Annotated in this window: 18 protein-coding genes and 2 pseudogenes; 8 read left to right on the top strand and 12 right to left on the bottom strand. The window is 63.2% G+C overall.

Translation table 11 applies throughout. The features are described from left to right. The first annotated feature begins 49 nt into the window (after window positions 1-49). Together AC07OT_RS03395 and iolG are read left to right on the top strand one after the other, a co-directional pair. A complete protein-coding gene (locus AC07OT_RS03395) occupies window positions 50-1,075 on the top strand; it encodes a LacI family DNA-binding transcriptional regulator (protein ID WP_027608509.1) in 1,026 nt (341 codons plus the stop codon). Between the two features lie 35 nt (window positions 1,076-1,110). After that, entirely contained in the window at window positions 1,111-2,115 is a 1,005-nt protein-coding gene (gene iolG / locus AC07OT_RS03390; RefSeq protein WP_495107473.1) for an inositol 2-dehydrogenase, read from the top strand. Here iolG and AC07OT_RS03385 read toward each other — a convergent pair. Continuing rightward, entirely contained in the window at window positions 2,103-3,266 is a 1,164-nt protein-coding gene (locus AC07OT_RS03385) for a GGDEF domain-containing protein (protein ID WP_027608507.1), read from the bottom strand. The genes iolG and AC07OT_RS03385 overlap by 13 nt on opposite strands. 110 nt (window positions 3,267-3,376) lie before the next feature. After that, on the bottom strand, window positions 3,377-4,588 hold the full coding sequence (locus AC07OT_RS03380) for an MFS transporter (protein ID WP_495107472.1): 1,212 nt from the start codon (window positions 4,586-4,588) through the stop codon (window positions 3,377-3,379). Between the two features lie 97 nt (window positions 4,589-4,685). On the opposite strand from AC07OT_RS03380, the gene AC07OT_RS03375 reads away from it, so the two are divergent. Beyond that, complete coding sequence (locus AC07OT_RS03375) at window positions 4,686-5,507, top strand: AraC family transcriptional regulator (protein WP_495107471.1); 822 nt, start codon at window positions 4,686-4,688, stop codon at window positions 5,505-5,507. Here AC07OT_RS03375 and AC07OT_RS03370 read toward each other — a convergent pair. From AC07OT_RS03370 to proP, 3 genes are all read right to left on the bottom strand, one after another. Then, window positions 5,464-8,073 (bottom strand): bifunctional diguanylate cyclase/phosphodiesterase, encoded by a 2,610-nt coding sequence (locus AC07OT_RS03370; RefSeq protein WP_495107470.1) that lies wholly within the window; start codon window positions 8,071-8,073, stop codon window positions 5,464-5,466. The two genes, AC07OT_RS03375 and AC07OT_RS03370, sit on opposite strands and share 44 nt — an antisense overlap. Window positions 8,074-8,280: 207 nt before the next feature. Continuing rightward, entirely contained in the window at window positions 8,281-8,787 is a 507-nt protein-coding gene (locus AC07OT_RS03365) for a GAF domain-containing protein (RefSeq protein WP_495107469.1), read from the bottom strand. A 52-nt stretch (window positions 8,788-8,839) separates the two neighbouring features. Then, window positions 8,840-10,342, bottom strand: a complete 1,503-nt coding sequence (gene proP / locus AC07OT_RS03360; protein ID WP_027608499.1) for a glycine betaine/L-proline transporter ProP — start codon at window positions 10,340-10,342, stop codon at window positions 8,840-8,842. A 519-nt stretch (window positions 10,343-10,861) separates the two neighbouring features. On the opposite strand from proP, the gene AC07OT_RS03355 reads away from it, so the two are divergent. Then, a complete protein-coding gene (locus tag AC07OT_RS03355) occupies window positions 10,862-12,265 on the top strand; it encodes an MFS transporter (protein WP_495107468.1) in 1,404 nt (467 codons plus the stop codon). 234 nt (window positions 12,266-12,499) lie between these two features. Here the strand turns inward: AC07OT_RS03355 and AC07OT_RS03350 are convergent, their stop codons facing one another. The 4 genes and pseudogenes from AC07OT_RS03350 to AC07OT_RS03335 form a co-directional block, all read right to left on the bottom strand. Continuing rightward, a complete protein-coding gene (locus tag AC07OT_RS03350; RefSeq protein ID WP_495107467.1) occupies window positions 12,500-13,420 on the bottom strand; it encodes a bifunctional helix-turn-helix transcriptional regulator/GNAT family N-acetyltransferase in 921 nt (306 codons plus the stop codon). Between the two features lie 56 nt (window positions 13,421-13,476). Beyond that, window positions 13,477-13,841: pseudogene (locus AC07OT_RS03345) on the bottom strand (hypothetical protein); the annotation flags it as partial. A gap of 187 nt (window positions 13,842-14,028) precedes the next feature. Beyond that, on the bottom strand, window positions 14,029-15,321 hold the full coding sequence (locus tag AC07OT_RS03340) for a PQQ-dependent sugar dehydrogenase (RefSeq protein ID WP_495107466.1): 1,293 nt from the start codon (window positions 15,319-15,321) through the stop codon (window positions 14,029-14,031). Beyond that, complete coding sequence (locus tag AC07OT_RS03335; protein WP_495107465.1) at window positions 15,318-15,731, bottom strand: DUF2231 domain-containing protein; 414 nt, start codon at window positions 15,729-15,731, stop codon at window positions 15,318-15,320. Before AC07OT_RS03335 ends, AC07OT_RS03340 begins: the two co-directional genes overlap by 4 nt. 157 nt (window positions 15,732-15,888) lie before the next feature. Between AC07OT_RS03335 and AC07OT_RS03330 the strand changes: the two genes are divergently transcribed. From AC07OT_RS03330 to AC07OT_RS03315, 4 genes are all read left to right on the top strand, one after another. Continuing rightward, window positions 15,889-16,368, top strand: coding sequence for a P-loop nucleotide/nucleoside kinase family protein (locus AC07OT_RS03330; protein WP_495107464.1), 480 nt, complete (start codon window positions 15,889-15,891; stop codon window positions 16,366-16,368). After that, a complete protein-coding gene (locus AC07OT_RS03325; protein ID WP_495107463.1) occupies window positions 16,365-17,159 on the top strand; it encodes a nucleotidyltransferase domain-containing protein in 795 nt (264 codons plus the stop codon). Before AC07OT_RS03330 ends, AC07OT_RS03325 begins: the two co-directional genes overlap by 4 nt. A 98-nt stretch (window positions 17,160-17,257) precedes the next feature. After that, window positions 17,258-18,160 (top strand): LysR family transcriptional regulator, encoded by a 903-nt coding sequence (locus AC07OT_RS03320; protein WP_065942089.1) that lies wholly within the window; start codon window positions 17,258-17,260, stop codon window positions 18,158-18,160. A 79-nt stretch (window positions 18,161-18,239) separates the two neighbouring features. Continuing rightward, window positions 18,240-19,034 carry an alpha/beta fold hydrolase gene (locus tag AC07OT_RS03315; RefSeq protein ID WP_495107462.1) on the top strand — a complete coding sequence of 265 codons (795 nt, stop codon included), beginning with the start codon at window positions 18,240-18,242 and terminating at the stop codon, window positions 19,032-19,034. Here AC07OT_RS03315 and AC07OT_RS03310 read toward each other — a convergent pair. The 3 genes and pseudogenes from AC07OT_RS03310 to AC07OT_RS03300 all read right to left on the bottom strand — a co-directional run bounded on the left by AC07OT_RS03310 (window position 19,024) and on the right by AC07OT_RS03300 (window position 25,121). After that, a complete protein-coding gene (locus AC07OT_RS03310) occupies window positions 19,024-19,728 on the bottom strand; it encodes a methyl-accepting chemotaxis protein (RefSeq protein WP_373682406.1) in 705 nt (234 codons plus the stop codon). The two genes, AC07OT_RS03315 and AC07OT_RS03310, sit on opposite strands and share 11 nt — an antisense overlap. Window positions 19,729-19,926: 198 nt before the next feature. Beyond that, a pseudogene (locus AC07OT_RS03305) lies at window positions 19,927-20,883 on the bottom strand (cache domain-containing protein); the annotation flags it as partial. Between the two features lie 230 nt (window positions 20,884-21,113). After that, window positions 21,114-25,121, bottom strand: coding sequence for a bifunctional nitrate reductase/sulfite reductase flavoprotein subunit alpha (locus AC07OT_RS03300; protein WP_495107461.1), 4,008 nt, complete (start codon window positions 25,119-25,121; stop codon window positions 21,114-21,116). Between the last annotated feature and the right edge of the window lie 9 nt (window positions 25,122-25,130).

Genomic DNA, 25,130 nt, shown 5'->3' with positions numbered 1-25,130 from the left:
ACCTCAGTAATACCTAAAAAAGACCTCATAAACACCTCAGGCGAAACCCATGCTCGAACGCGCCAAACACTTCTCCATCAAGCAGCTCGCGACCCAGGCGGGCGTAAGCAAGGCCACGGTCGACCGCGTGCTGCACCAGCGCGGCAGCGTGCACGCCCAGACTCGCCGACGTATCGAGCAGGCGCTGGATGAACTGGAGTCCCAGGAGAAAAACGGCCTGGCGGTAGGGCGCACCTTCCATGTCGACGTGATCATGCACACCCCTCAGCGTTTCAGCGCCGCGGTGCAGGCGGCGATCACCGCGCAACTGGCCAGCCTGGCGCCGTTTCGCATCGCCCCGCGTTTTCACCTGTTCGAAGAAATCGAACCCCAGGCCATGCACGATCAGTTGCTGCGCTGCCTCGACACCGGCAGCCAGGGCGTGGTGCTCAAGGCCGCCGACGAACCAGCGGTGAACCAGGCCGTCAAGCACCTGATCGCAGCGGGCATCCCGGTGGTGACCCTGGTGACGGACCTGCCGCAAAGCGAACGCATCGGCTACGTCGGCATGGACAACCGCACCGCCGGCCAGACCGCCGCCTACCTGATGTCGCGCTGGCTGCCGGCGTTGCCCCAGGACGTGGCGGTGGTGATCGGCAGCGAGTTGTTCCGGGGCGAGGAGGAGCGCGAGATGGGCTTTCGCGCCTGGCTGCGCGGGCGTGCCCCGCACCTGCGGGTGCTGGACGTCAGCGGCGGCTATGGCGTGTACCCGCGCACCTTCGAGCGGGTCACCCAGGCGCTGCAACAGCATCCCGGCCTCAAGGCGGTGTACAGCGTCGGCGGCGGCAACCGTGCGATTGTCGACGCCTTCGCCGCCCTGGGTCGCCCGCTGGAGGTGTTTATCGGCCACGACCTCGACGAAGAAAACCGCCAACTGCTGCTGGACGAAAAAATCGCCGCGATCATCGACCACAACCTGCAGATCGATGCCCGCCACGTGTTCCTGCACATCCTGCATTACCACCGGTTGTGGAAGGCCGGGCCGATTGCGCCGTCACAGGTGCAGATCGTCACCCCGTTCAACCTGCCGGACTGAGTACTCCCTCCAACAACAACATCAGGAGTTCAACCATGCTACGTATTGCTGTTCTAGGTGCCGGGCGCATCGCCAGGATCCACGCCGCCAACGTCGCCGCCCACCCGAATGCCACGCTGGTGCTGGTGGCCGACCCTTGGCGCGAAGGCGTCGATGCCCTCAGCCGCCAACTGGGCTGCGAGGCGGCCTACGATTGTGCCGCCGCCCTCACGCGCAAAGACATCGACGCCGTGGTCATCGGCACCCCCACCGACACCCATATCGACCTGCTGTTGGCCGCCGTCGCCGAGGGCAAGGCGGTACTCTGCGAGAAGCCCATCGACCTCGACATCGCCAAGGCCCGCAGCGCCGCCCAGGCCGTGGAACGCCAGGGCGGCAAGGTGATGCTTGGCTTCAATCGCCGCTTCGACCCCGACATGCTGCGCCTGCGCCAGGCCCTGGATGCCGGCCAGATCGGCGCGGTGCGCCAGGTGATCATCACCAGCCGCGACCCAGGCCTGGCGCCGCGGGATTACCTGGAACACTCCGGCGGCATCCTGCGCGACATGACCATCCACGACTTCGACACCGCCCGCCACCTGCTCGGCGAGGAACCGGTGGAAGTCAGCGCCATTGCCAGCCGCCTGGTGGACCCGAGCCTGGAACAGATCGACGACTACGACAGCGTGATGGTCCTGCTGCGTACCGCCTCCGGCAAGCAATGCCATATCAACTGCTGCCGCCAGGCGGTGTACGGCTACGACCAGCGAGTGGAAGTCTCCGGCGCCCTTGGCGTGCTGCTCACCGACAACCATCGCCCCAGCACCCTGCGCCACTGGAGCGCCGACCACACCGAAGCGCTGGAACCGTTGCAGCATTTCTTCCTGGAGCGTTACGCCGATGCCTATCGCAATGAGCTGACCCGGTTTATCGATGCGCTGAACAGCGGCCAGGCACTGCCCACCAGTGTGCGCGACGGGTTGTATGCGCTGTATCTGGCCGATTGTGCGTTGGAGTCGGTGAGGACGGGGAGGTGTGTAGCGGTCAGTTACGACCTGTAGGCCCCGGTCCGATCCACCAGCCGAATGCTGTCCCGCCCGCCACGCTTGGATTCATACAGCGTGGTATCGCCCTGTTCGATCAGCGCCGCCAGGCTGGCCGGCGGCTGGTCGAACAGGGTGGCGCCGATGCTCAGGGTCACCGGCGCGGGCGTGGCGAAGGTTTGTGCGGCCAGTTGCTGGAACTGCTCGCGCAGGCTGCTGCCCAGTTCGACGATCTGCTCGGTCGAGGCCGGGTTGAGCAGGATCACAAACTCATCACCGCCCAAACGTGCGGCCAGCGCGCCTCGGGGCACGACGGCGCGAATCATCTCGCTCAAGGCGATCAGCACACGGTCGCCGGCGGTATGGCCGTGGAGGTCGTTGACCGACTTGAAGTTGTCGATATCGATCAGCAGCAGGGCGCCCGGTTGTTGCGCCGACACCTGGGCCAGCAGGCGCGGCGCGCGCAGGTCGAGGGCGCGGCGGTTATAGAGGGCGGTGAGTGGGTCGCGGGCGGCGAGGCGGGCGATCTGCTGTTCGCGGCGGTAGCGTTCCGAGCCGGTCATCGACAGCGCAATCAGCATGATCGCCATGGCACCTTCCACCAGGGACACCTGGATGATCTCGCCCTTGAACGCCGCAAGGTCGATCAAGGTGCCGGGGATCACCACCGACAGCGCCTTGGCCACGTAGAACATGCCGTGGACCAGCAGCACATAACGCAGTTGCACCGCGCCGATGCTCAATGATCGGCCGTGGGGCCGCAGCAGGAAACTGGCGCGCAGGGTCGGCAGTGCGACCAGCAGCGACTGCACGCCCAACATGGCTTTGGACCACGGCAGGTCGGTCGGGAGCATCAGCATGCCCAGCCACACGGCCAGCAGCAGCCACCATCGCGGCGACAGGCGTACCTGAGTAAAGCGCGCGACCCCGAGCAAGAACAGGCAGTGCGCGGCCACCAGCAAGCCGTTGGCAAACCAGATGCCGATGAGCAGGTAGCCATTGATGCGCAGCAGGGCCAGGGTGGAGCCGACGGTGATGGTGGCGAAACCGGCGCTCCAGAACAGCAGCGAAGGTTCGCGTACGCTGCGCCATTCTATGGCCAGGTACAGGGCAGCAGCAGCGGCCAGGGCAACGGTGAGTGCCAAAATCGTAGGAGGGTCGAGCGTCATTTCGTGCCGGGTCTGCCTGGGTGTGCGTTGAAGCCGGGGATTGTAAGCGCACACGCAGGTTTTTCAGAGCCCAAAGGATAATGGCATACAGCCATCCGATGATCGGCGGTCTAGACGCCTTTGGTCGACGGCAGCAGTATCGTCAGGATGCCCACCAGTGGCAGGAACGAGCACAGTATGTAGACGTACTCGATGCCGTGGCTGTCGGCGAGCAGTCCGAGCAAGGCCGCGCCGATCCCGCTGAAGCCGAACATCAGGCCGAAAAAGATCCCGGCGATCATGCCGACATTGCCCGGCACCAGTTCCTGGGCAAACACCACGATGGCCGAGAACGCCGAGGCGAGGATAAAGCCGATCACCACGCTGAGCACGGCGGTCCAGAACAGGTCGACGTAGGGCAGGGCCAGGGTGAACGGCGCGGCACCGAGGATCGAGAACCAGATGACTTTCTTACGCCCGATCCGGTCGCCGATCGGCCCGCCCGCGAAGGTGCCCACGGCCACCGCCCCGAGAAACAGAAACAGGTACATCTGGGAACTCGATACCGACAGGTGGAATTTTTCAATCAGGTAGAACGTGAAGTAGCTGGTCAGGCTGGTCATGTAGAAGTATTTGGAGAACACCAGCACCGCCAGCACCACCAGGGCAAACGTCACGCGGCCCTTGGACAAGCCGTGGGTGGCCTTGCCGCCTTGCTTGAGCTTGAACAGGTTGAGGTGGTTGCGGTACCAGCGGCTCAAGCCATACAGCACCAGGATCGCGAACACGGCAAACAGCCCGAACCAGGCGATGTTGCCCTGGCCGTAGGGAATGATGATCGCCGCCGCGAGCAACGGCCCCAACGCGCTGCCGGTGTTGCCGCCGACCTGGAAGGTCGATTGCGCCAGGCCATAGCGCCCGCCGGAGGCCAGGCGCGCGACGCGTGAGGTTTCCGGGTGGAAGGTCGACGAGCCGACGCCCACCAGGCCTGCCGCCAGCAGGATCGCCGGGAAACTGCCGACAAACGCCAGCATCAGGATACCGACCAGGGTACAGACCATGCCCGCCGGCAGCAGCCACGGCTTGGGATGCCGGTCGGTATGGTAGCCGATCCAGGGTTGCAGCAGCGAGGCGGTCAGCTGGAACGTCAGGGTGATCAGGCCGACCTGGGTAAACGTCAGGCCATAGTTGGCCTTGAGCATCGGGTAGATCGACGGCAATACGGCCTGGATCAGGTCATTGATCAGGTGCGCCAGGGCACAGGCGCCGAGGATACGCAGGACTAACGGGCTTACGTGGGGCGGACTCGAGGTGGCGGCAGGTGATGCGGTCAGGGTCGACATGCAGGCATTCCATACAAGGCAGCGAACAGGGGCAGCGAGTACTTGAGCAGGCTGCCCATTTCAATTTGTTTCAGAGCTTATGCTAGATTCGCCAGGAATGCCTGTCTCGCGTAATTCGGGAGGCAACCATCGTAAAAAGGGCGAAATGATCAAATCACTGGATAAATTTTTGCAGGAAATCGATGAGGGCGACTGGGCCGTCATCAGTTCGGCCACCGATTATCCGGAAAACTGGGTGATCCCCGACCACAGTCACGAAAAGCATCAATTACTCTACGCCACCGAAGGCGTGATGGTGGTGCATTCGGCGCACAACCAATGGACGGTTCCGGCCAATCGCGGCTTCTGGATGCCCTGCGGGCACGTGCACTCCCTGCGTTGCGTGGGCGCCCTGAAAATGCGCAGCGTGTTCGTGCGCCCCGACAGTTTCCCCAACCTGCCGACCGAGACCAAGGCGGTGAGTATTTCGCCGCTGCTCAGCGAGCTGATCAAGGCCTCCGTTAGCTTGAAACCGCCCTATGCTGAAGACTCCCGCGATGCGCGGATCATGCACCTGATCCTCGACGAGCTGGCGCTGTTGCCGGCCTTGCCGCTGTCGCTGCCGCAGCCCGCCGATCTGCGGATCCAGCAGATCTGCCTGGCGTGGCAGGAGGACCCGGGCGATGCCTCCACCGTGGCGGATTGGAGCGAGCGCCTGGCCCTCGACCAGAAAACCATCCAGCGCCTGTTCCGCAAGGACACCGGCATGACCTTCGGCCAATGGCGCCAGCAGGCGCGGCTGCTGCTGGCACTGGAGCGTATCGCGGTGGGGCAGAAGATTATCGACGTGGCCCTGGAGCTGGGCTACGAAAGCCCCAGCGCATTTACCAGCATGTTCAAGAAACAGTTTGGCAAGACCCCGAGTCATTTTTTCCGCTGACGTCGGCGCAGTAGTCGTCCAGCAAGCCGTTGAATGCGTCGATATCCAGCGGTCGGCTGAGGAAGTAGCCTTGGCCTTCTTCACACGCCACGCTTTTGAGCATGGCCAGGTGCTCAGCGGTTTCGATGCCTTCGGCCGTGACCGTCAGGGCAAGGGCACGGCCCAAGCCGACAATGGCTTGGATAATCGCCTTGTCATCCTCGCTTTCCTCCAGCCGGGTGAGGAAGCTGCGGTCGATTTTCAGGCCATCGAACGGGAACGCCCGCAAGTAGCTGAGGGACGAATAGCCGGTGCCGAAGTCATCCATGGCAATGCGGATGCCCAGTTGCTTGAGTGTGCGCATCACTTCAAGTGCGCCGACGGCGTCCTCGAGCATGACGCTTTCGGTCATTTCCACCTCAAGGCGCGCAGGTTCGATACCTGAGGCGCCCAGGGCGTGGCGCACGCGCTCCACCAGGTTGCCGCGCTTGAACTCGGTGGGTGACAGGTTCACCGAGACGAACAGCGTGTCGGGCCACTGCGCCGCGCACGCACAGGCAGTTGCCAGTACCCAGTCACTCAGCGCCAGGATCAGCCCCGACTCTTCGGCAATCGGAATAAAGGTGTCCGGGGCGATCAGCCCGCGTACCGGATGCTGCCAGCGCACCAGGGCTTCGGCCCCGACCATCTGCCCATCGGCGATGCGATAGCGCGGCTGGAAGTGCAGGCGCAGTTCGGCGTGCTTGATCGCAAAGCGCAGATCGCTCTCCAGGCGCCGCCGCTCGATGATCCGCGTATTCATGTCCCCGGAGTAAAAGCGCCAGGTATTGCGCCCGGCCGCCTTGGCCTCATACAGCGCGATATCGGCGTAGCGCAGCAGTTCGGTGGCATCGCGGGCATCGGTGGGCGCCAGGGCAATGCCGATACTGGCACTGATAAACACCTCTTGTTCGTCGATTTTGATCGCCTGCTCGATGGACTCGATCAAGCGCAGGCACAGGCTTTCGACTTCATCCTGGCTGCCGGCGTCGCTGAGGATCAGCACAAACTCATCGCCGCCGACGCGGGCCACCAGGTCGCCGTGGCGCACGCAGGCGGCCAGGCGGGCGGACACTTGATTGAGCACCCGGTCACCGGCGGCGTGGCCGAGCAGGTCATTGACCGGCTTGAAGCGGTCCAGGTCGAGGCTGAGCATCACCAGCGGCTGCTCGACGCTGGGCAGGGCCTTGAGTTTGCCGTCCAGGAATGCCTGCAGGCGCGTGCGGTTGGGCAGCCCGGTCAGGGCGTCGTGTTGAGACAGGTACTCGATGCGCCGACGTGCTTCGACTTCTTCGGTGACGTCGGTGGCCGTCCCGCGAAACCCGCCACAGGGCATTTCCCGGGCCGACAGCCGGGTTGTGCGCTCCTGTCCCTGGGCATCGATATAGCGGCATTGCACACTGATGTCCACGCGCCGGCCCGGGGTGCTCAGCCACTGCGACAGCAGGTCGGCCTCGGTGTCCAGCAGGTCGCTCATGGCCGCCCCGAGCCAGGCTTGCCGGGTCAGGCCGGTGACGCTTTCGAAACGCTCCGACAGGTAGGTAAAACGCCAGCCGACATCGATTTCCCAGACCCAGTCCGAGCTGGCCTCCACCACGTCACGAAAGCGCGCTTCGCTGGTGGCCAGGGCGGCCTGGCTGTCTTGCAGCGAGGTGTGGCTGGCATCCAGGGCGAGGGCGGCGGCGGTGGTGCGGCGCAGTATCACCCAGGTCATCAGGCACACCAGCAACGCGGCCAGGCCCAGCAGCGGCAGGCCTACGCCCATCAAGCGCAGGCCGGGCCGGGCCGGTTCCCAGTGCAGGCTGCCGGCGGCGCCGTTGTCGCCCAGGGGGAAAACCAGGGTCTGGCCGATGTCATCGGGCGTGGCCACATGCAGCTTGCCCACGCCGAATTCATCGCCGATTGCGTGCAACTTGGCGCTGTTGAGGACATCGACGAAGATCAACACCGAGGCCGGCCGGCCATCGGGCACTACCGTGGGGTCGGTGCCGGGTGTGATCGCGGCGGCGGCCACCAGTGCCGGGCTGCCGCGTACATTGATGAACGCCGTGACCGGTGTTTCGTTTTCAGCCCCGGCACGCGCCTGCTCGATAATTTCGGTCAAGGGCTGGTCGAGCCACTGCGAGAGCTCGATGCTTTGCAGCTCGCCCTTGATCACCGAGTAGACCGTGCGATTGTCGTTATCGACCACAAACAGGCCTTGGAAACCGAAGTCCTGATACAGCGTGGCGCCGACGTTGCCGCGCGCGTAGGCCCAGTCGCTGTCCACGGTCATGTGCAGGTGCTTGTAGGCATCGCTCCAGAAGGCGTAGTCCTTGACGGTCACCCGCAGGGACTTCTCCAGGGATTGCACGGCTTTACGCGTATAAAACGCGCTTTCCTGCTGTTCGGAGTGATCCAGTTCGTGCGCGAGGTAAACCAGGGAATAGGCGGCGGCGACAAAGACCAGGGCCAGCAACGCCACGAAATTGAACAGCGACGTGCGCGCCAGCGACAGGCTGCTGCGGTCGGACAAGGTGCGGACGATAGGGGCGAGAGAGTTCGGCATGGTTTCCCGCAGGACGTCGCTGCAAGTCATTGGTATGACGGGTTATCGGCGGTGCGGGTAAAAAGCTTAGTGCTTCGGTGTTGGCGTCAACCGAGGCCGCTGCAGTATCAGGAATGGCTGCGCCTCAACGAGGCGCGGCGCTTGATGTCGAGCGAGTGCCGCGTGTCCAGCATGGCGATATGGCCATGCTGCGCGGCAAAGCGCCGGTCAGCGATCCGCTGGCGTCAAGTTAGCGTAGAAGATGCAGCCGATCAGCCGCGCAAACAGGCTGAGGGTTTCCGGCAGGTTGGGGTCGTCAAACAGCATCGCCCGGGAATCCAGCGCACACAGTGCGCCGAACAGGCGGCCATCCGGCAGGAAGATCGGCGCCCCGGCGTAGCTCTCGATGGCGTATTGCTTGACCACCGGGCGCGTGGCAAAGCGGCCATTGGCGCTGACCTGCGGGATGAACAGGGTCTGCGGGTTGATGCAGAACTCGCTGCACAGGGTGGTTTCCAGGTCGAGCACGTCATCGGCATGAATGCCCATGTCGAGAGGGTCGTGTGCTGAACAGACAATCCATTCCAGGTCAGTGAACTTGGCGATGCCGGCAAAGCGCATGCCCGTCAGGCGGGTGACCAATTGCAGGATACTGGTGGTGGCTTCGATTTCGGCGATGGCAGCGCGTTCGTCGGCGCTGAGTAACGCGTGTGCGGCGGTGAAGCTTGGAAGCATGGTTGAACACTCCACTGGCGTGGCGGCCCTTGCCACCACGCTTGGTCAGGTCTTAATTGATACGCGGATGCTGCTGCACCAGGTTCTGGCGCTTGGCTTCCAGTTCGGCAATCTCGGCGTCGATGTCTTCGATTTTCTGCTCGATATTGTCGTGATGCTCCTGCAGCAACTCCTTGGCTTCTTCCATGTCCGACGCAGCCGGTGCGGCGCCGCGCAGGGGTTTGTTGGCGGTTTCCTTCATGGTCAGGCCGGTGATCAGGCCGACCACCGCAAACACCATCAGGTAGTAGGCGGGCATGTACAGGTCGTTGGTGCTTTCCACCAGCCAGGCCACCGCGGTAGGGGTGACGCCGGCGATCAATACGGAGACGTTGAACGCACTGGCCAAGGCACTGTAGCGCAGGTGCGTGGGGAACATCGCCGGCAGCGTGGACGCCATGACGCCGATGAAGAAGTTAAGCACGACCGCCAGGATCAGCAAACCGGCGAAGATCAGGCCGGTCTTGCCGCTGGTGATCAGCATGAAGGCCGGGATGGCGAGGAACAGCAGGCCGATGCTGCCGGCGATGATGAAGGGCTTGCGGCCGATCTTGTCGCTGACAAAACCGATGAACGGCTGCACGAACAGCATGCCGACCATGATCGCGATGATGATCAGCACGCCGCTGTTTTCGGAGTAGTGCAGGTTATGGGACAGGTAGCTCGGCATGTACGTGAGCAGCATGTAGTACGTCACGTTGGTGGCCGCGACGATGCCGATGCAAGTCAGCAGGCTGCGCCAGTGCTTGGTGGCGATCTCCTTGAACGACACTTTCGGGCCATGGGTCAGGCCTTCGCGGTCACCCTGTTCGAGCTTGTCGACATGCTGTTGGAACGCCGGGGTTTCTTCCAGCGCATGGCGCAGGTAAAGGCCGATCATGCCCAGGGGCAGGGCCAGGAAGAACGGCAGGCGCCAGCCCCAGGCCTCGAAGTCGGCTTCGCCCAGCACGCTGGAGATCAGCACCACGACGCCGGCACCGAGGACGAAACCGGCGATGGAGCCGAAGTCCAGCCAGCTGCCGAGGAAACCGCGCTTGCGGTCCGGCGCATATTCGGCGACGAAGATCGAGGCGCCGGTGTATTCACCGCCCACCGAGAAGCCCTGGGCCATTTTGCACAGCAGCAGCAGGATCGGCGCCCAGATGCCGATGGAGGCGTACCCGGGAATCAGGCCGATGGCGAAGGTGCTCAGCGACATGATCACAATGGTCGCGGCGAGGACTTTCTGGCGTCCGTATTTATCGCCCAGCGCGCCGAAGAACAGGCCGCCCAGGGGACGAATCAGGAACGGCACGGAGAACGTCGCCAGTGCCGCGATCATTTGTACGCTGGGGGAGGCGTCGGGGAAAAACACCTTGCCCAATACATAGGCGACAAACCCGTAGACACCAAAGTCGAACCACTCCATGGCGTTACCCAGTGCGGCGGCGGTGATCGCCTTGCGCATCTTGGCGTCGTCAACAATGGTGATGTCTTTCAAACCGATGGGCTTGACGCTTTTCTTACGTAATTTCATGCGGACCACTCTAAAACAGAACAGGGGAGGTGCCATCGTTGCGATGGCACCGCTCTGTCAGTTCAGATACAAGCGGACATGAAATAATTCACCGCTATTTGCGTTTTTTTGCCTGGGGCGCAATTTGGGTGCAATGGCCTGGGTTTCGGGGTGAGCATCTACCCTGTGGCGATCCGGCATTCTGTGGTGAGCGGGCTTGCCTCGGGTTGGGCTGCGAAGCGGCCCCAATCAAGATCACTGTGTTCCATCAGACAAACCGCAGTGCCTGGTTTTGGGGCCACTTCGCAGCCCAGCGCGGGGCAAGCCCGCTCACCACAAAAAGCCTGTTCGCCACGGTCATGCGCGCTTGTCGTCCTACAACCTAGCCGCGCCTGACACTTTTCACACCCGTGAGATAGCCCGCAAAAGCCATAATCTTTCAGATTGACAGCGGGTAGGTAGCCCGATATAAAAGCCACAGTTGTACGACGACATATGACGTTACATATGTCCTACCTAACAAAAATAAAAAGTGATGCCATGAACTTGATCGAGCCCATCAACGCCCAGCGCGTTGGCCAAGCTGTAGGCAACTATCGCTGGACCATCTGCGCGATGTTGTTTTTCGCGACCACCGTCAACTACCTCGACCGCCAGGTGCTCAGCCTGCTCGCGCCGCAGTTGTCGACGCAATTTGGCTGGAGCAACACCGATTACGCCAATATCGCGGCGGTGTTCCAGTTTGTGTATGCGATTTCCATGCTGTTTGCCGGGCGGTTTGTCGACAAGATCGGCACCAAGGCCGCCTATGTGATCGCGATTGCGGTCTGGTCCACCGGCGCCATCATGCATGCGTTTTCGGTGCCGATGGGCGAGGGCATCGCCGCGGTCAGCGGCGCGCTCGGCCTGGCGGTGATCCCGGTGTCCATCGCCGGTTTCATGCTGTCCCGGGCGGTGCTGGCGATCGGCGAGGCGGGTAACTTCCCGATTGCGATCAAGGCCACCGCCGAATATTTCCCCAAGAAAGAACGCTCGCTGGCCACCGGGATCTTCAACTCCGGCGCCAACGTCGGCGCGATCCTGGCGCCGATCTGCGTGCCGCTGATCGCCGGGATGTGGGGCTGGGAAGCGGCCTTTATGGTCATCGGCATGTTGGGCTTTGTGTGGGTGGCGGTATGGGCGGCGGTGTATGAGAAGCCGGAGCAGCAAAAACGCCTGTCGGCCGAAGAGCTGGCCTATATCCGCAGCGACCAGGTGCAGCAGCCCTCTATCCCGCCGGTTGCAGGCGCGGTACAGAAAAAAGTCTCGTGGTTCAAGTTGCTCACCTACCGCCAGACCTGGGCGTTTGCCTTCGGCAAGTTCATGACCGATGGCGTGTGGTGGTTCTTCCTGTTCTGGCTGCCCACCTACCTGTCGGCGCAATACGGCATGAAAGGTGCCGATATCGTCATGCCGCTGGCCGTGCTGTACAGCATGACCATGGTCGGCAGCATCGGCGGCGGCTGGTTCCCGAGCTACTTCATGGCCCGTGGCGATGCCCCCTACGACGGCCGCATGAAAGCCATGCTGGTAATCGCGCTGTTCCCGTTGGTGGTGTTGCTGGCGCAACCGTTGGGCTACATCAGCTTCTGGGTCCCGGTATTGCTGATCGGCGTCGGCGCCTCGGCGCACCAGGCGTGGTCGTGCAACATCTTCACCACCGTGTCCGACATGTTTCCGCAGAAAACCGTGGCCTCGGTGGTCGGCATCGGCGGCATGGCCGGCGGCATCGGCGGTGTGGTGATGACCAAGATCGGCGGCTGGGTGTTCGACTACTACAAGTCCATCAATGACATCCATACCGGCTACATGATCATGTTCGCGATCTGTGCGCTGGCGTACCTGGTGGCGTGGAGCGTGATGAAGACCCTGGTGCCGCGCCACAAGGAAATCACTGACCTGTAATACCTCGTGGCCGCCGCGCTGTCGCGCAGCAAACTGGTGCCTCTGTGGCGAGCGGGCTTGCCCCGCGTTGGGCTGCGCAGCAGCCCCAAAACCAGGCGCTGCGGTTTACCTGACAGAACACAGTGATCCTGATTGGGGCTGCTGCGCAGCCCAACGCGGGACAAGCCCGCTCGCCACAGGTCCGTCGAATCACCCATAACGTTTTGTCGAAACCCATTCCTTCAAGCGCCTTTTCTACAGCGCGCGCGCCCAGGTCTGGCTGACCAGCTGTTTGCCGAAACTCGAGGTGGGCTCTTCTTCCACCAACTCGAAACCGGCTTTCTGGTAGAGCTTGCGCGCATCGGTCAGGGCGCTCATGGTCCACAGCATCATGCGGGTGTAGCCGGCATCGCGGGCAAAGCGCAGGCATTCGTCCACCAGGCGCCGGCCGATGCCCAGGCCCCGCGCACTCGCATCCACGTAGAGCATGCGCAGCTTGGCGGTTGTATCGTCATGGCGCACGACGAACACCGAACCCACCACCTCGCCATCCTTCTCCGCGATCCAGCAGCGCTCCCGCGCCGGGTCGAACTCGCGCAGGTACTTGGCGACGATCTCCGCCACCAGCGCTTCAAACTCCCAGTTCCAATGGTATTCGCGGGCATACAGCGCGGCTTGCTGCTGCACCACCAGGCCCATATCCCCGGGGCGTGGATCGCGCAGCAGGTAGCTCGACGGGCGGCCTTGCAACAGGGCCTGGACGCGTTGCATGGCGTCGGTCAATTGCTGCTGCTGGGGTTCGGGCAGGCTCTCGAGCAGGGCGATGACTTCATCCTGGGTCTGCTGTTCCAGGGGTGCCAGGACCGCGCGACCGAGATCGGTGAGGTGCAATTGCACCGCGCGCGCATCGGTGGCGCAGCGGACCTTCTGGATCAGCCCGTTTTTCTCGAAGCCACTGGTCAGGCGGCTCAGGTAACCCGCGTCGAGGCTGAGCATCTGGCACAGGTCGGCGCTGGTGAGGTCGCCACGGGAGGACAGCTCGTACATCACCCGAATTTCAGTCAGGGAATAGTCGCTGTGCAGCAGGTGTTCCTGCAGCACGCCGATCTGGTGGGTGTAGAAGCGATTGAAGCCGCGCACGATGCCGGCGCGTTCCACAAGCAGGGGAGTGGACATGGCGGATGCTCGAATGGTTGCCTGAGGCAATTATATTGTTGCCTTAGGCAAGCATGTCAATGGCTTTGCTCGACGGTCACCCTCATCCCTGCACTGGCCGTCGCCTGGGGGCTCGTCAATATGATTCGAATCGCCATGACCACGCCGATCAGCACCGCGCCCAGGCCCAGGCGCCGACGAGGGTCGACATTACCGCAATGATCAGGGCCCAGGCATAGAGCGGGCCCGCTTGGGAAAGGCCGAAGCCGAGCGTCGGCAGCGTGAACAAGCCAAGTGCCTGGATGAACGGCAGCAGGCGAAAAAACCAGCCCCGCGAACCAGGCGCTTGCATCCAATGCAGGTTGATGAAAACTGCTGATGTTCGACAGCACGAGGCTCGTCGTGAGGCCTGCCAGGGGGCTGCCAGTCGGCGCCATGGGAGCGGGTTGATTGACAGCGGGGCGCTGGTAAGGCCCTGTGTCGAGAGTGTGCATTTGCCCCAGGCGCTATCGATTTATCGGCAGCAGGGAGAGGAGATCCGCGCTGAAGTCATGGCGTTGCTCGACTGGCTGGAGGTGCAATTGCAGGATGAAGTCTGACAGGGGCGCCGCCGCCCCTGTCATATGCCGCTATGGCTTGCGCGTCACCCGCCACACGGTATTGGCCAGGTCGTCGGCGATGATCAGCGCGCCTTTCGGGTCCACCGTCACCCCCACCGGGCGCCCACGGGTCTTGCCGTCGTCACCGCGAAAGCCGGTGGCGAAATCAATCGGCTCACCCGATGGCTTGCCATTACTGAACGGCACGAAGATCACCTTGTAGCCCACCGGGTTGTCGCGGTTCCAGCTGCCGTGCTCGCCGACGAATACGCCGTCGGCAAATTGCTCGCCCATGGCCGGGATGGAAAAGTCCACGCCGAGTGCGGCCACGTGGGAGCCCAGGCTGTAGTCGGGCTTGATCGCGGCGGCGACTTTGGCCGGGTTCTGCGGTTGCGCGCGCGGGTCGACGTTCTGGCCCCAATAGCTGTAGGGCCAGCCGTAGAACGCGCCTTCTTTCACCGAGGTCAGGTAGTCGGGCACCAGGTCGGGGCCGAGTTCGTCGCGCTCGTTGACCACCGTCCACAGTTGCCCGGAGTCGGGTTGGATGGTCAGCGCCGTCGGGTTGCGCAGGCCGGTGGCATAGGGCTTGTGCGCGCCGGTGGCGGCGTCGATCTGCCAGACCATGGCGCGGTCGATTTCCACTTCCATGCCACGTTCGGTCACGTTGCTGTTGGAGCCGATCCCCACATACAACTGGCGTCCATCGGTACTCACCGCCAGGGACTTGGTCCAGTGATGGTTGATCTGCGCCGGCAGGTCGGTGACTTTCACCGGTGCGCCGCTGGCCTTGGTCTGGCCATCGGTGTAATCGAAGCGCACCAGCGCATCCTGGTTGGCCACGTAGAGCTTGCCATCGGCAAACGCCAGGCCGTAGGGCGCGTTGAGGTTGTCGGCGAACACCGTCTTCAACTCATAGGTGCCGTCACCGTCGGCATCGCGCAGCAGCGTCAGGCGGTTGCCGCCCTTGACCTTGGTATTGCCCTGGGCCTTGATCACGCTGGCGATCACATCCTTGGGCTTGAGCTTGGCTGCACTGCCGCCTCGGCCTTCGGCGATGAGGATGTCGCCGTTGGGCAGCACCAGGGTCTGGCGCGGGATGGCCAGGTCGGTGGCGATGGCCGTGATGCTGTAGCCGTCGGGGACCTTGGGTTTTTGATCGCCCCAGGGGGTAGGCTCGGCGATCTTCATGCTCGGCAACAGGCTGCTTTGTTGCTCCGGCAACGTGGGGTCGGGGCCACGGGCCTGGGTCTTGTCGCCTTCGCCGCCGCAGGCGCTCAGCAACAGCGCGGCGCTCAATACGCTCAGTGTGTGGGACGTTTTCATTTGGCACCTCCCGAGCGCAGGCCGGTCCAGGTGGCCGCCAGTGCCAGCAGCAAGACGACGGCGGACATGATCAGCCCGGCAGGCATTGAGGCGTAGGCATCCTTGGCATGTTGAAAGGCATTGACCAGCCCTAATACCCAGGTGGCTAACAGCAGCAGGACATACCGCGTGGGTTGCCCCGCCTTGCGCTCGGCGCGAAGCAGGTTGACCAGCGCAAACAGGAACGCGAGCCCACAGAACACCAGAGCACCGGCAATCAACCAGGACGCAAAGTTGGCCCATTGAATCTGGTAGGTCTGGGTGTAGGCAATGTCGCTGAGCAAGGCACCAAGAAACAGAGGCACGGTGCCGGCCAGCAAGGTCGCATGCAGCGGCCCCGGCGTGTATCGGTAGGCGGGAAGGGTTGTCATGGTAAGGCGGCTCCTTGTTGTACAACGCCCCTGGTCGGGGCTGCGCATAGGAAATGAACGCCTTACCTGTCAGATAGTTCAGCATAATTCGTGTCGAAATATTAAGAACCAGCCGGAAAGCTGGCATGCTCAAGGCTTCACATAAGGAGCCGTCCCCATGCCAACCCTGCACCTGCTGTGCGGCAAGATCGCCTCGGGCAAATCAACACTGGCCAAGACCCTGGTGGCCGAACACGCCGCCATCCTGCTCAGCGAAGACACCTGGCTCGCCCAGTTGTACCCCGGTGAAATCCTCTCGATCGCCGACTACCTGCGCTGTGCCCAGCGTATTCGCGGGGTGTTGGGCCCGCTGGTGATCAACCTGCTTGAATCCGGCGTCAACGTGGTGCTGGATTTTCCCGCCAATACCCTGGCCAATCGCGAATGGCTGCTGGGGTTGGCGCAGGCCGCTAAGGTGCCGCACCGCCTGCATTACCTCGAGCTGGATGACGCCACCTGCCGCGCAAGGCTGCATGCGCGCAATGCCCGGGGCGATCATGATTTCGCGGCGACGGATGCCGAGTTCGACCTGATCACCCGGCATTTCTGCGTGCCGAGCGAGGCGGAAGGGCTGGTGATCGAGGTGCATCACCCATGAGTACGCCTTCTGCGGGCATCGACGCGGACGGTTTTATCCTCACCGTCCCCGACACCGCCGTGCAGCTTGAATACCAGCCGTTGCTGGCGGACGTCTGCGCGTCGCTCTCGAGGGACGACCTGGGCCTGGACGGCCTCTATCTCTACGGCAGTGTCGCAAGGGGCGATGCCACTCCCGGCGTTTCCGACCTCGACCTCACCTTGGTGCTGCGCGAGCCGGCAACCGCGGAGCTATTGGCCCGGCTGGAGGCAGTCCGGCGTGCGCTGGAGCAGCGGCACCCCCTTGTCACCAAGGTGGATTTCGATATCGGCCACCGCGCGCAAGTACTGGCGGCGGAAAACCGCAACAGGTGGGGCTTCTGGCTCAAACACCAGTGCCGCTGCCTGTGGGGCAATGATCTGTCAGTGCATTTCGAACGGTTTCGGCCATCCCGTGACATCGCGCTAGCGGTAAATGGTGATTTTCACGCCGTATTGAGCACGTACCTCACGTGCATCGCGTGCGCCGACACCGAGACGCAGCGACTTCGCTTGCAGCGCGAGGCTTCACGCAAGCTGATCAGGTCCACCCATGTATTGCTTTCGGAAGATGCGTCGACATGGCCCCGCACCCTCGAAGAGCATGTGGCGATGTTCGTCCGGGGGTATCCGCAGCGGGTCACTCACCTTGCGTTCTTTCTCTTTGAGGCCAGGAACCCTGGCGCCACGATGGAAAACTTCACCACGCGGCTTCGGGCTTTTCTGGATTGGATGGCTTCACCCATCGTCCGTCCTACGTACGTAGCGGATTAAAAATGTGGGGCTGTGCTTGCGCCATATGGCTTATCCAAAGATGATAGGTTTATTAGCGTTAAACCTGACCTTTCATACGTCAAGCCTATGGAACTCCCATGATCAACTTCCGCCTTATTCGCCACCTCTGGCTGTTCCTCGCCGTGGCCGAAGAACAGAACTTCGGCCGTGCCGCCAAGCGCCTGGGCATGTCGCAGCCGCCGTTGAGCGAGCAGATCCAGGTGCTGGAGCAGGCGCTCAAGGTCACGTTGTTCGAGCGTTCGCGGCGGGGCGCCAAGTTGACGCCGGTGGGTGCGGCGATCCTCCCGGCAGTGCGCAAGTTCGCCGAGCAGTTGGAGCGCCTGGAGCTGGCGGTGGAGGAGGCGGTGGCGGGGCAGTCGGGCATGCTCACCATCGGTGCGATTTCCACGGCGATGTTTGATGTGTTGCCCGGCTTGATTGACCTGCTCAAGCAGCGATACCCCCAGCTCACCGTGTCGGTGCGCGAGATCGACAGCGTGGAGGCGGTACCGGCGCTGGAGGCGGGGGATATCGACCTGGCGTTTGCGCGATTGGACGGCGACCTCGGCCCGGCGATCCAGTCCCTGCCGTTGCGCGAGGACCGCCTGATGGTGGCGCTGCCCAGCGATCACCCGCTGGCGTCGCGCACACGCATCAGCCTTGCGAGCCTGGCCAGCGAGCCTTTGGTGATGTTTTCGCGCAAGGTCAGCCCGGTGTACTTCGACAACCTGATCGCCACGTGCCGCGCCAGCGGGTTCTCGCCGCGGGTGCTGCATGAGGTGCGCTCGGTGGCCTCGCAGATTGCCTTTGTCAGCTGCGGCCAGGGCATTGCGCTGGTGCCGGCTTCGTTGAAAAAACTCGCGCCGGATAACGTGGTGCTGCGGGCCTTGACCCAGAAGCTCAACGTCGTGACGACGGCGGTCGCCTGGAACTCGCAAAGGCCAAACCCGCTAGTCACAGAACTGGTCGCACAATTCCAGGCTCATACGATTGGCGTATGAAAACGTTCTGCAATCGGTCATTTACACGCGTAGGGAAACCCTTGAAATTGGCCGCCTTTGTGTTCAAGGAGCCCTCGCCATGTCGTTCACTCACACCCGTCTGCCGCTGACGGTAGATGGCGTATCGCTGGATATCGCCGCCCTGTATCGCTCCGGCGAGCACGCGCCGATCCTGTTCCTGCACGGCTTTGGCTCCACCAAGGAAGACTACGCCGATATCGTCCTGCACCCGGCTTTCGACGGGCATCCCTTTGTTGCGTATGACGCGCCCGGCTGTGGCGAAAGTGAATGCGCCGACCTGGGGGCAATCAGCATCCCGTTCCTGCTCGAAACCGCCTTGCAGGTGCTGGAGCACTTCCAGGTCGAACGTTTCCACCTGGTCGGCCACTCCATGGGCGGGTTGACGGCCTTGCTGCTGGCGCACGGTTTCCCTGGCCGTGTCCTGAGCTTCATCGATATCGAAGGCAATATCGCCGGGGAAGACTGCTTTCTCAGTCGCCAGATTGTCGACTACCCGGCGCAGGATCCCGAAGCGTTTTTCAGTGCCTTTATCGAACGCACCCGCCAGGCGCCGGCGTATGCCAGCGCCCTGTATTCAGCGAGCCTGCGCCACAAGGTCCGCGCCGGTGCGGTGCGCGGGATTTTCCAGTCGATGGTGACGCTTTCCGATAACGCCGACCTGATGGACAAGTTCCTCGGCCTGCCATGCCCGAAGCTGTTCATGTACGGCGAGCAGAACGCCGGGCTGTCCTACCTGCCGCACATCCAGGCTAACGGCGTGCGCCTGGCACCCATTGCCACGTGCGGGCACTTCCCGATGTATTCAAACCCGCAGGCCATGTGGCAACAGATCGCGGCATTCATCAGGACTTGAAGCGCCCCACCAGGCCATTCAACTCATCCGACAGGTTCGACAGGCGCCCCGAGTCGTCCTGCGCCGAGTTGGCCAGGCTTTCCACCAGCCGTGCCTCGTCGTAGATCTGCTGGATATGTCGGTTGATCTCTTCGGCCACACTGTGTTGTTCCTCGGCGGCGGCGGAGATTTGCAGGTTCTGGTCACGGATCTCGTTGACCGACAGCTGGATGCCTTCAAAGCTGTCCCGCGCGCTTTCGATGGACGACACACTGGCCCGTGACAGGTCCAGGCAACTGCCCATTTTTTGCGTGACTTCCTGGGTCTTGTTTTCCAGGGTGCCGAGCAGCTGCTCGATCTCGCCGGTGGAGTCGGAGGTGCGCTTGGCCAACGCGCGCACCTCGTCGGCGACCACGGCAAAACCACGGCCCTGGTCACCGGCACGGGCGGCCTCGATGGCGGCATTGAGGGCCAGCAGGTTGGTCTGTTCGGCAATCGCACGGATGGTGCCGATGATCTGGTTGATGCTGCGGCTGCCGGCTTCGAGTTCGACCATGGCGTCGGACGACTCGGTCAAGCGGCGGCCCAGGCGGTTGACGTTATCGGTGGTGACTTCGATCTGCTGCTTGCCCTCGGCCACGCGGCGATGGCCGTTCTCCGCCGACTCTGCCGCACTGCTGCATGAACGCGCGACTTCGTTGGCGGTGGCGACCATTTCGTTGAACGCGGTGGACACCAGTTCCACCGCCTCGCGCTGGCGCCCGGCGGCTTCGTTCATGTTATGTGCGACTTCGCTGTTGACCTTGGAAGCGTTGTGCAAATTGGCCGACGCCGCGCCGATGTGCTGGATCAATTGGCGAATCGCGGCGAGGAACTTGTTGAACCAGCCGGCCAGTTCGGCGGTTTCATCCTTGCCCTGCACCTGCAGTGCGTGACGCAGGTCGCCTTCGCCCTCGGCAATCGACTGCAAGCCGCTGCTGACCTGGCCGATGGGCTTGACGATCACCTTGGAAAACGCCGCCGCGAGCACGCCGAAGATCAGCACCAGCACGCCGACGATGACCGCTGTGAGGTAGGTCATGCGCGTGGCTTCGGCCATCACTTCGCGGTGCTCGATCAGGCCGATATAGCGCCAGCCCAGGCCGGGAGAGGTCCACACGTTGGCCATGTAGCGCACGCCGTCGATTTCCACCTCGGTAGAACCCTGGGACGTCTCGGCCAGGTGCGCATAGGCGGCGCCCAGGTCCTTGAGCGGCTTGAAACTGTGGGCGGCGTCGCGCGGGTCGACCAGCACCACGCCGTCTTCGATCAGCATCACGTAGCCGCTTTCGCCGAGCTTGATGCTCTTGACCAGTTCGGTGAGGTTCTTCAGCGACACGCTGACCACGAACACGCCCTTGGCCTTGCCGGCGTTATCCAGCAACGCCCGGGCAGTGCCCACCAGCGCCACATCGTCTTTGTCGTAGTAGTAAGCCGGCGTGCGCACGGTCTTGCCGGGGCTGGCCATCGCGGCCTTGTACCAGGGGCGCGTGCGTGGGTCGTACTTGGCCAGCTGCGGGTCATCCGGCCATTTGGCGTAGGTACCGTCTTCCAGGCCGATGGACAGGATCGCGGCGGCCGGGTGCGTGGCGCCGAAGCGTGCAAAGCGGTTGATCACATCCTGCGCCGCCGCGGGCATCGGCTGGCTGGCTGCATCGGCAGGCTGGTAATTCTTCAGAGAGTCCACGGCGGTGTATACAGGATCGGTGGCCATTTGATCGACGTTCTGCAGTGTGCCGTCGAAGAACTGGCGGATATTGCCATCGATCTGGCGGATTTCCCGGGTGCTGCCATCGATGAACTGATCCACCGCCTGGGTCCGTGTGTTCATCACGGAGATCACGGCCACCAGGCTTACCGGAATAAACGCCACAGAGACAAATGCCAGCACCAGCTTATTTTTTATTTTCATCGAGACGACCATCAGCGCAGAGGGTGGTCAAATCGTCCGCTCAGGAAAAACTGCGCGGCGATTTGCTATCACCGCTGTTTCGGCCCGGTGCCGGTAAATCTTTAGGGTTTTTTGTACACAATACAAAGTGCTTATTGTTCTGTATCCAATCAGTAGACATCACGCAGGTAACGCTTCTGTTCGCTCAACTGGCGCCAGTACTCCACTGCGCCCTCAACGCCAAGCCCGCCGTGGGTTTGCGCGACCTGGCGCAGCGCCTGGTCGACATCCTTGGCCATATGGCTGGCGTCCCCGCAGATATACAGCCTGGCGCCGTCCTGCAACCAGCGCCACAGCTCGGCCCCCTGTTCGTGGATGCGGTCCTGTACGTAGATCTTTTGCGCCTGGTCGCGGGAGAACGCCAGGCTCAGGTGGGTGAGCAGGCCGTCGCGCTGCATGCCTTGCAGTTCATCCTGGTAGTAGAAGTCGCTGGCCGCGTGCTGCTCGCCAAAGAACAGCCAGTTGCGGCCTTGGTGCCCCTGGGCCCGACGTTCCTGCAAAAACGCGCGGAACGGCGCCACACCGGTGCCGGGGCCGATCATGATCATCGGCACGTCGCCGTCGGCCGGTGTGCGGAAGTGTTTGGACGGCTGCACGAACAACGGCACCTCACTGTCTGCGGCGCGGTCGGCGAGGAAGGTCGAGGACACGCCCTTGCGCTTGCCATAACGCACGGCGGCCACGGTGAGGTGCACTTCCTGCGGGTAGGCCTTGGCGCTGGAGGCGATTGAATACAAGCGTGGTTGCAGGCGCTTGAGGGTGCCGAGCAGTTCGTCCGCTGAGCAATCGATGGGGTACTCGTGCAGCACATCCACCAATTGCCGGCCCCACAGCCAAGCCTGCAGTTCGGTCTTGTGTTCAGGGCTCAGCAGGCGCTTAAGGCCTGGGTTGGCACTGCGCTCGGCGATAAAGGCCAGGGTGTCGCTGCTGGGGCGGGCGATTTCGAAACGCTGGGTCAATGCCTGGTGCAGCGGTACATCGCCGAAGGTGTCGATGTTCACGCAGGCACTGGCATCCAGGCGCGTCAGGTCGAGCAGTTCACTGACCAGTTCCGGGCAGTTGCGCGGCATCACTCCCAGGGCATCACCGGCTTCATAGCTCAGCCCGGAGTCGGTCAGGTCCAGGGCGAACTGGCGGGTTTCCTTGTGGGTGCTCTGCGGGTTCAGGTGCCGGTTGAGCAGCAGCCGTGAGCCATGCAGCTTGGTTTTGCCCGCCGGTGTGGCGGGTGGGGCGAGCGTCGCGGGTTTGGCCGGGTTGAGGCTGTGTTGCAACTGTGCCAGCCAGGCATAGGCGCGTTCTTCGAATTCGGTGTCGCAGTCGACACGTTCAAGCAGGCGGGTGGCGCCCAACTCCAGCAAGCGCTGGTCGAGTCGCTGGCCGTGCTTGCAGAACTGGTCGTAATTCGGATCGCCCAGGGCCAGTACCGCAAAACGCAGCGACTCCAGGCGCATCTCGGCGGTGCTGAGGCTGTGCCAGAAGCCTTCGCCGTTGTCCGGCGGGTCGCCGTCGCCGAAGGTGCTGCTGATCAGCGCCAGGTTTTGCGTGCTCGCCAGTTTGCTGGCCGGGAAATCCGCCATCGCGCTGAGCTCGACGCTGATACCGGCGTCGCGCAGGCGCTTGGCGAATCGCTCGGCGAGGGCTTCGGCGTTGCCGGTCTGGGAGGCCCATAGCAGGGTGACGGCCGGGGAGGGCGTTGCGGCGATGGCGCTGACGTCTGCGCGGCTGAACAATCCGCCGAGCAAACCGTCCAGCCACAGTCGGGAATCCTTGGTCAGCGGCGCATTGCTTGGCATCACCGGCACACCGGCTGCCTGGCGCCCGGCGTCGGAGCGCAGACCGCTGAGGAAACCTGCCAGGTAAGTACGCTCGCTGTCGCTCAGTGGCGGCGCTGGCACGTTACGGAGGCCGGCAATATCGGCGAAGGCGTCGAGGCGCGACAGGGTGAGGTCCTCTGCTAAGGCGGGCAGGTCTTGCGAGACCGGCCTATCGAGAAACTGGTGATCGATCAACTCGACCCGGGCCAGGGCGACGGCACAGAACTTGAACTCGGGTTGCAGCGAAATCGGATCGACCGCGTCGTTGGTCACCGCGTTGATCGCCAGGTTTTCGCCAAATACATCGTTCCAGTGGAAAGGCGCAAAACAGTTGCCCGGCCGCACGCGGTCGGTGACCACCGCAGGCAGTACGGCACGCCCGCGCTGGGAGCGCACCTCCACGCGGTCCTTGTCCTGGATGCCCAGGCTGGCGGCGTCTTCGGGGTGCAGTTCGACGAAGGGGCCGGGGTTGAGTTTGTTCAGGGTGGCGACCTTGCCGGTCTTGGTCAGGGTGTGCCACTGGTGCTGCAAACGCCCGGTGTTGAGCACGAAAGGGAAGGCCTCATCCGGCATCTCCGCCGGCGGCATATGTGGGCGCGCCAGGAACTGGCCCTTGCCGTTGTCGGTGGCGAATCTGAGCGTGCCTGTATTCAGGTAGCGGATCGGGTTGCGGTCCGCGCCGGCGTCTGAAGCGCAGGGCCATTGCAGCGGTTGCGCGCGCAGCCGTTGATGGCTGGCGCCGCGAATGTCATAGCCGGTCTTGGGGTTCCAGGCGCGCTTGATCTCGTCGAAGACCTCGGCGGCGCTGGCATAGGTGAAGGCTTCGGCAAAGCCCATCTCGCAAGCGACCCTGGCGATGATCTGCCAGTCGGGCAAGGTCTGGCCCGGTGGTTCGACGGCTTTTTGCATCAGGGTCAGGTTGCGCTCGGAGTTGATCATCACCCCTTCGGCCTCGGCCCACAGCGCGCCGGGCAGCAGGATGTCGGCGTAGCGGTTGGTCTCGGTGTCGAGGAAGGCATCCTGGGTAATCACCAGTTCGGCGGCTTGCAGGCCTTCGATGACCTTGCGGCGATTGGGCGCGCTGGCCACCGGGTTGGTGCAGATGATCCAGCAGGCTTTGATCTTCCCCGCGCTCATCTGCTCGAACAGCGCCACGGTGCCGCCGCCGACCTGGCGCGGCAGGCTGCCTGGGGGGATCTGCCAGAGGTCTTCGATAAATGCGCGGTCGGCTTCCACCAGCACCGAGCGCTGCCCCGGCAGGCCCGGGCCCATGTAGCCCATCTCACGGCCGCCCATTGCGTTGGGCTGGCCGGTGAGGGAAAACGGTCCGCTGCCGGGGCGGCAGATGGCGCCGGTGGCCAGGTGCAGGTTGCACAGGGCGTTGGTGTTCCAGGTGCCGTGGGTGCTTTGGTTGAGGCCCATGGTCCAGCAGCTCATCCACTCGGCGGCCGCGCCTATCCAGTCGGCAGCCTGGCGGATATCCGCTTCGGCCAGGCCGGTGATCTCGGCGACCGTATGCGGCGGGTAGTCCTCGAGAAAGCCGGGCATGGCCTCCCAGCCCTCGGTGAACGCGGCAATGAACGCCGGGTCGGTGTGGCCGTTCTTGACCAGCAGGTGCAACAGGCCATTGAGCAGGGCGAGGTCGGTGCCGGGTTTGATCGGCAGGTACAGGCCTGCCTTGTCCGCCGTGGCACTGCGCCGTGGGTCGACCACGATCAGCTTCGCCCCGGCCTTGACCCGGTCCATCATGCGCAGGAACAGGATCGGGTGACAGTCGGCCATATTGGCGCCGATCACGAAGAACAGGTCGGCACGGTCGAAGTCTTCATAGGAGCCCGGCGGCCCGTCCGAGCCCAGGGACAGCTTGTAGCCGCTGCCAGCGCTGGCCATGCACAGGCGCGAGTTGGACTCGACGTTGTGGGTGCGCACAAAGCCCTTGGCCAGTTTATTGATCAGGTACTGGGCCTCCAGGGACATTTGCCCTGACACATAAAAGGACAGGGCATCCGGCCCGTGGCTGTCGAGGATGCCGCGCAGGCGCCCGGCAGTTTCGCTGATGGCGGTGTCCATGGCGATGCGCACCGGGTCGTGGTCACGCTTTTCACGCAGGTAGGCGTTCTCCATCCGCCCGGACTCGGCGATGGCCTGCCCGCAGGTGGTGCCTTTGGTGCACAGGCGGCCGAAGTTGGTGGGGTGGGCCTTGTCACCGATGACCTTGACCACCTTATTGTGCTCGACCTGCATGATGATGCCGCAGCCCACACCACAATAGGGACACACACTGCGTACGCTTTGGTTTGCCATCCGTCACCC

The organism is Pseudomonas sp. GW821-FHT09C10 (genome assembly GCF_059418085.1).
This window is presented reverse-complemented; position numbering and strand designations above follow the sequence as displayed.

Coding starts and splice junctions, on each gene's coding strand:
- AC07OT_RS03395 (WP_027608509.1), top strand. CDS start 50: ATGCTCGAACGCGCCAAACACTTCTCCATCAAGCAGCTCGCGACCCAG.
- iolG (WP_495107473.1), top strand. CDS start 1,111: ATGCTACGTATTGCTGTTCTAGGTGCCGGGCGCATCGCCAGGATCCAC.
- AC07OT_RS03385 (WP_027608507.1), bottom strand. CDS start 3,266: ATGACGCTCGACCCTCCTACGATTTTGGCACTCACCGTTGCCCTGGCC.
- AC07OT_RS03380 (WP_495107472.1), bottom strand. CDS start 4,588: ATGTCGACCCTGACCGCATCACCTGCCGCCACCTCGAGTCCGCCCCAC.
- AC07OT_RS03375 (WP_495107471.1), top strand. CDS start 4,686: ATGCCTGTCTCGCGTAATTCGGGAGGCAACCATCGTAAAAAGGGCGAA.
- AC07OT_RS03370 (WP_495107470.1), bottom strand. CDS start 8,073: ATGCCGAACTCTCTCGCCCCTATCGTCCGCACCTTGTCCGACCGCAGC.
- AC07OT_RS03365 (WP_495107469.1), bottom strand. CDS start 8,787: ATGCTTCCAAGCTTCACCGCCGCACACGCGTTACTCAGCGCCGACGAA.
- proP (WP_027608499.1), bottom strand. CDS start 10,342: ATGAAATTACGTAAGAAAAGCGTCAAGCCCATCGGTTTGAAAGACATC.
- AC07OT_RS03355 (WP_495107468.1), top strand. CDS start 10,862: ATGAACTTGATCGAGCCCATCAACGCCCAGCGCGTTGGCCAAGCTGTA.
- AC07OT_RS03350 (WP_495107467.1), bottom strand. CDS start 13,420: ATGTCCACTCCCCTGCTTGTGGAACGCGCCGGCATCGTGCGCGGCTTC.
- AC07OT_RS03340 (WP_495107466.1), bottom strand. CDS start 15,321: ATGAAAACGTCCCACACACTGAGCGTATTGAGCGCCGCGCTGTTGCTG.
- AC07OT_RS03335 (WP_495107465.1), bottom strand. CDS start 15,731: ATGACAACCCTTCCCGCCTACCGATACACGCCGGGGCCGCTGCATGCG.
- AC07OT_RS03330 (WP_495107464.1), top strand. CDS start 15,889: ATGCCAACCCTGCACCTGCTGTGCGGCAAGATCGCCTCGGGCAAATCA.
- AC07OT_RS03325 (WP_495107463.1), top strand. CDS start 16,365: ATGAGTACGCCTTCTGCGGGCATCGACGCGGACGGTTTTATCCTCACC.
- AC07OT_RS03320 (WP_065942089.1), top strand. CDS start 17,258: ATGATCAACTTCCGCCTTATTCGCCACCTCTGGCTGTTCCTCGCCGTG.
- AC07OT_RS03315 (WP_495107462.1), top strand. CDS start 18,240: ATGTCGTTCACTCACACCCGTCTGCCGCTGACGGTAGATGGCGTATCG.
- AC07OT_RS03310 (WP_373682406.1), bottom strand. CDS start 19,728: ATGGTCGCCACCGCCAACGAAGTCGCGCGTTCATGCAGCAGTGCGGCA.
- AC07OT_RS03300 (WP_495107461.1), bottom strand. CDS start 25,121: ATGGCAAACCAAAGCGTACGCAGTGTGTGTCCCTATTGTGGTGTGGGC.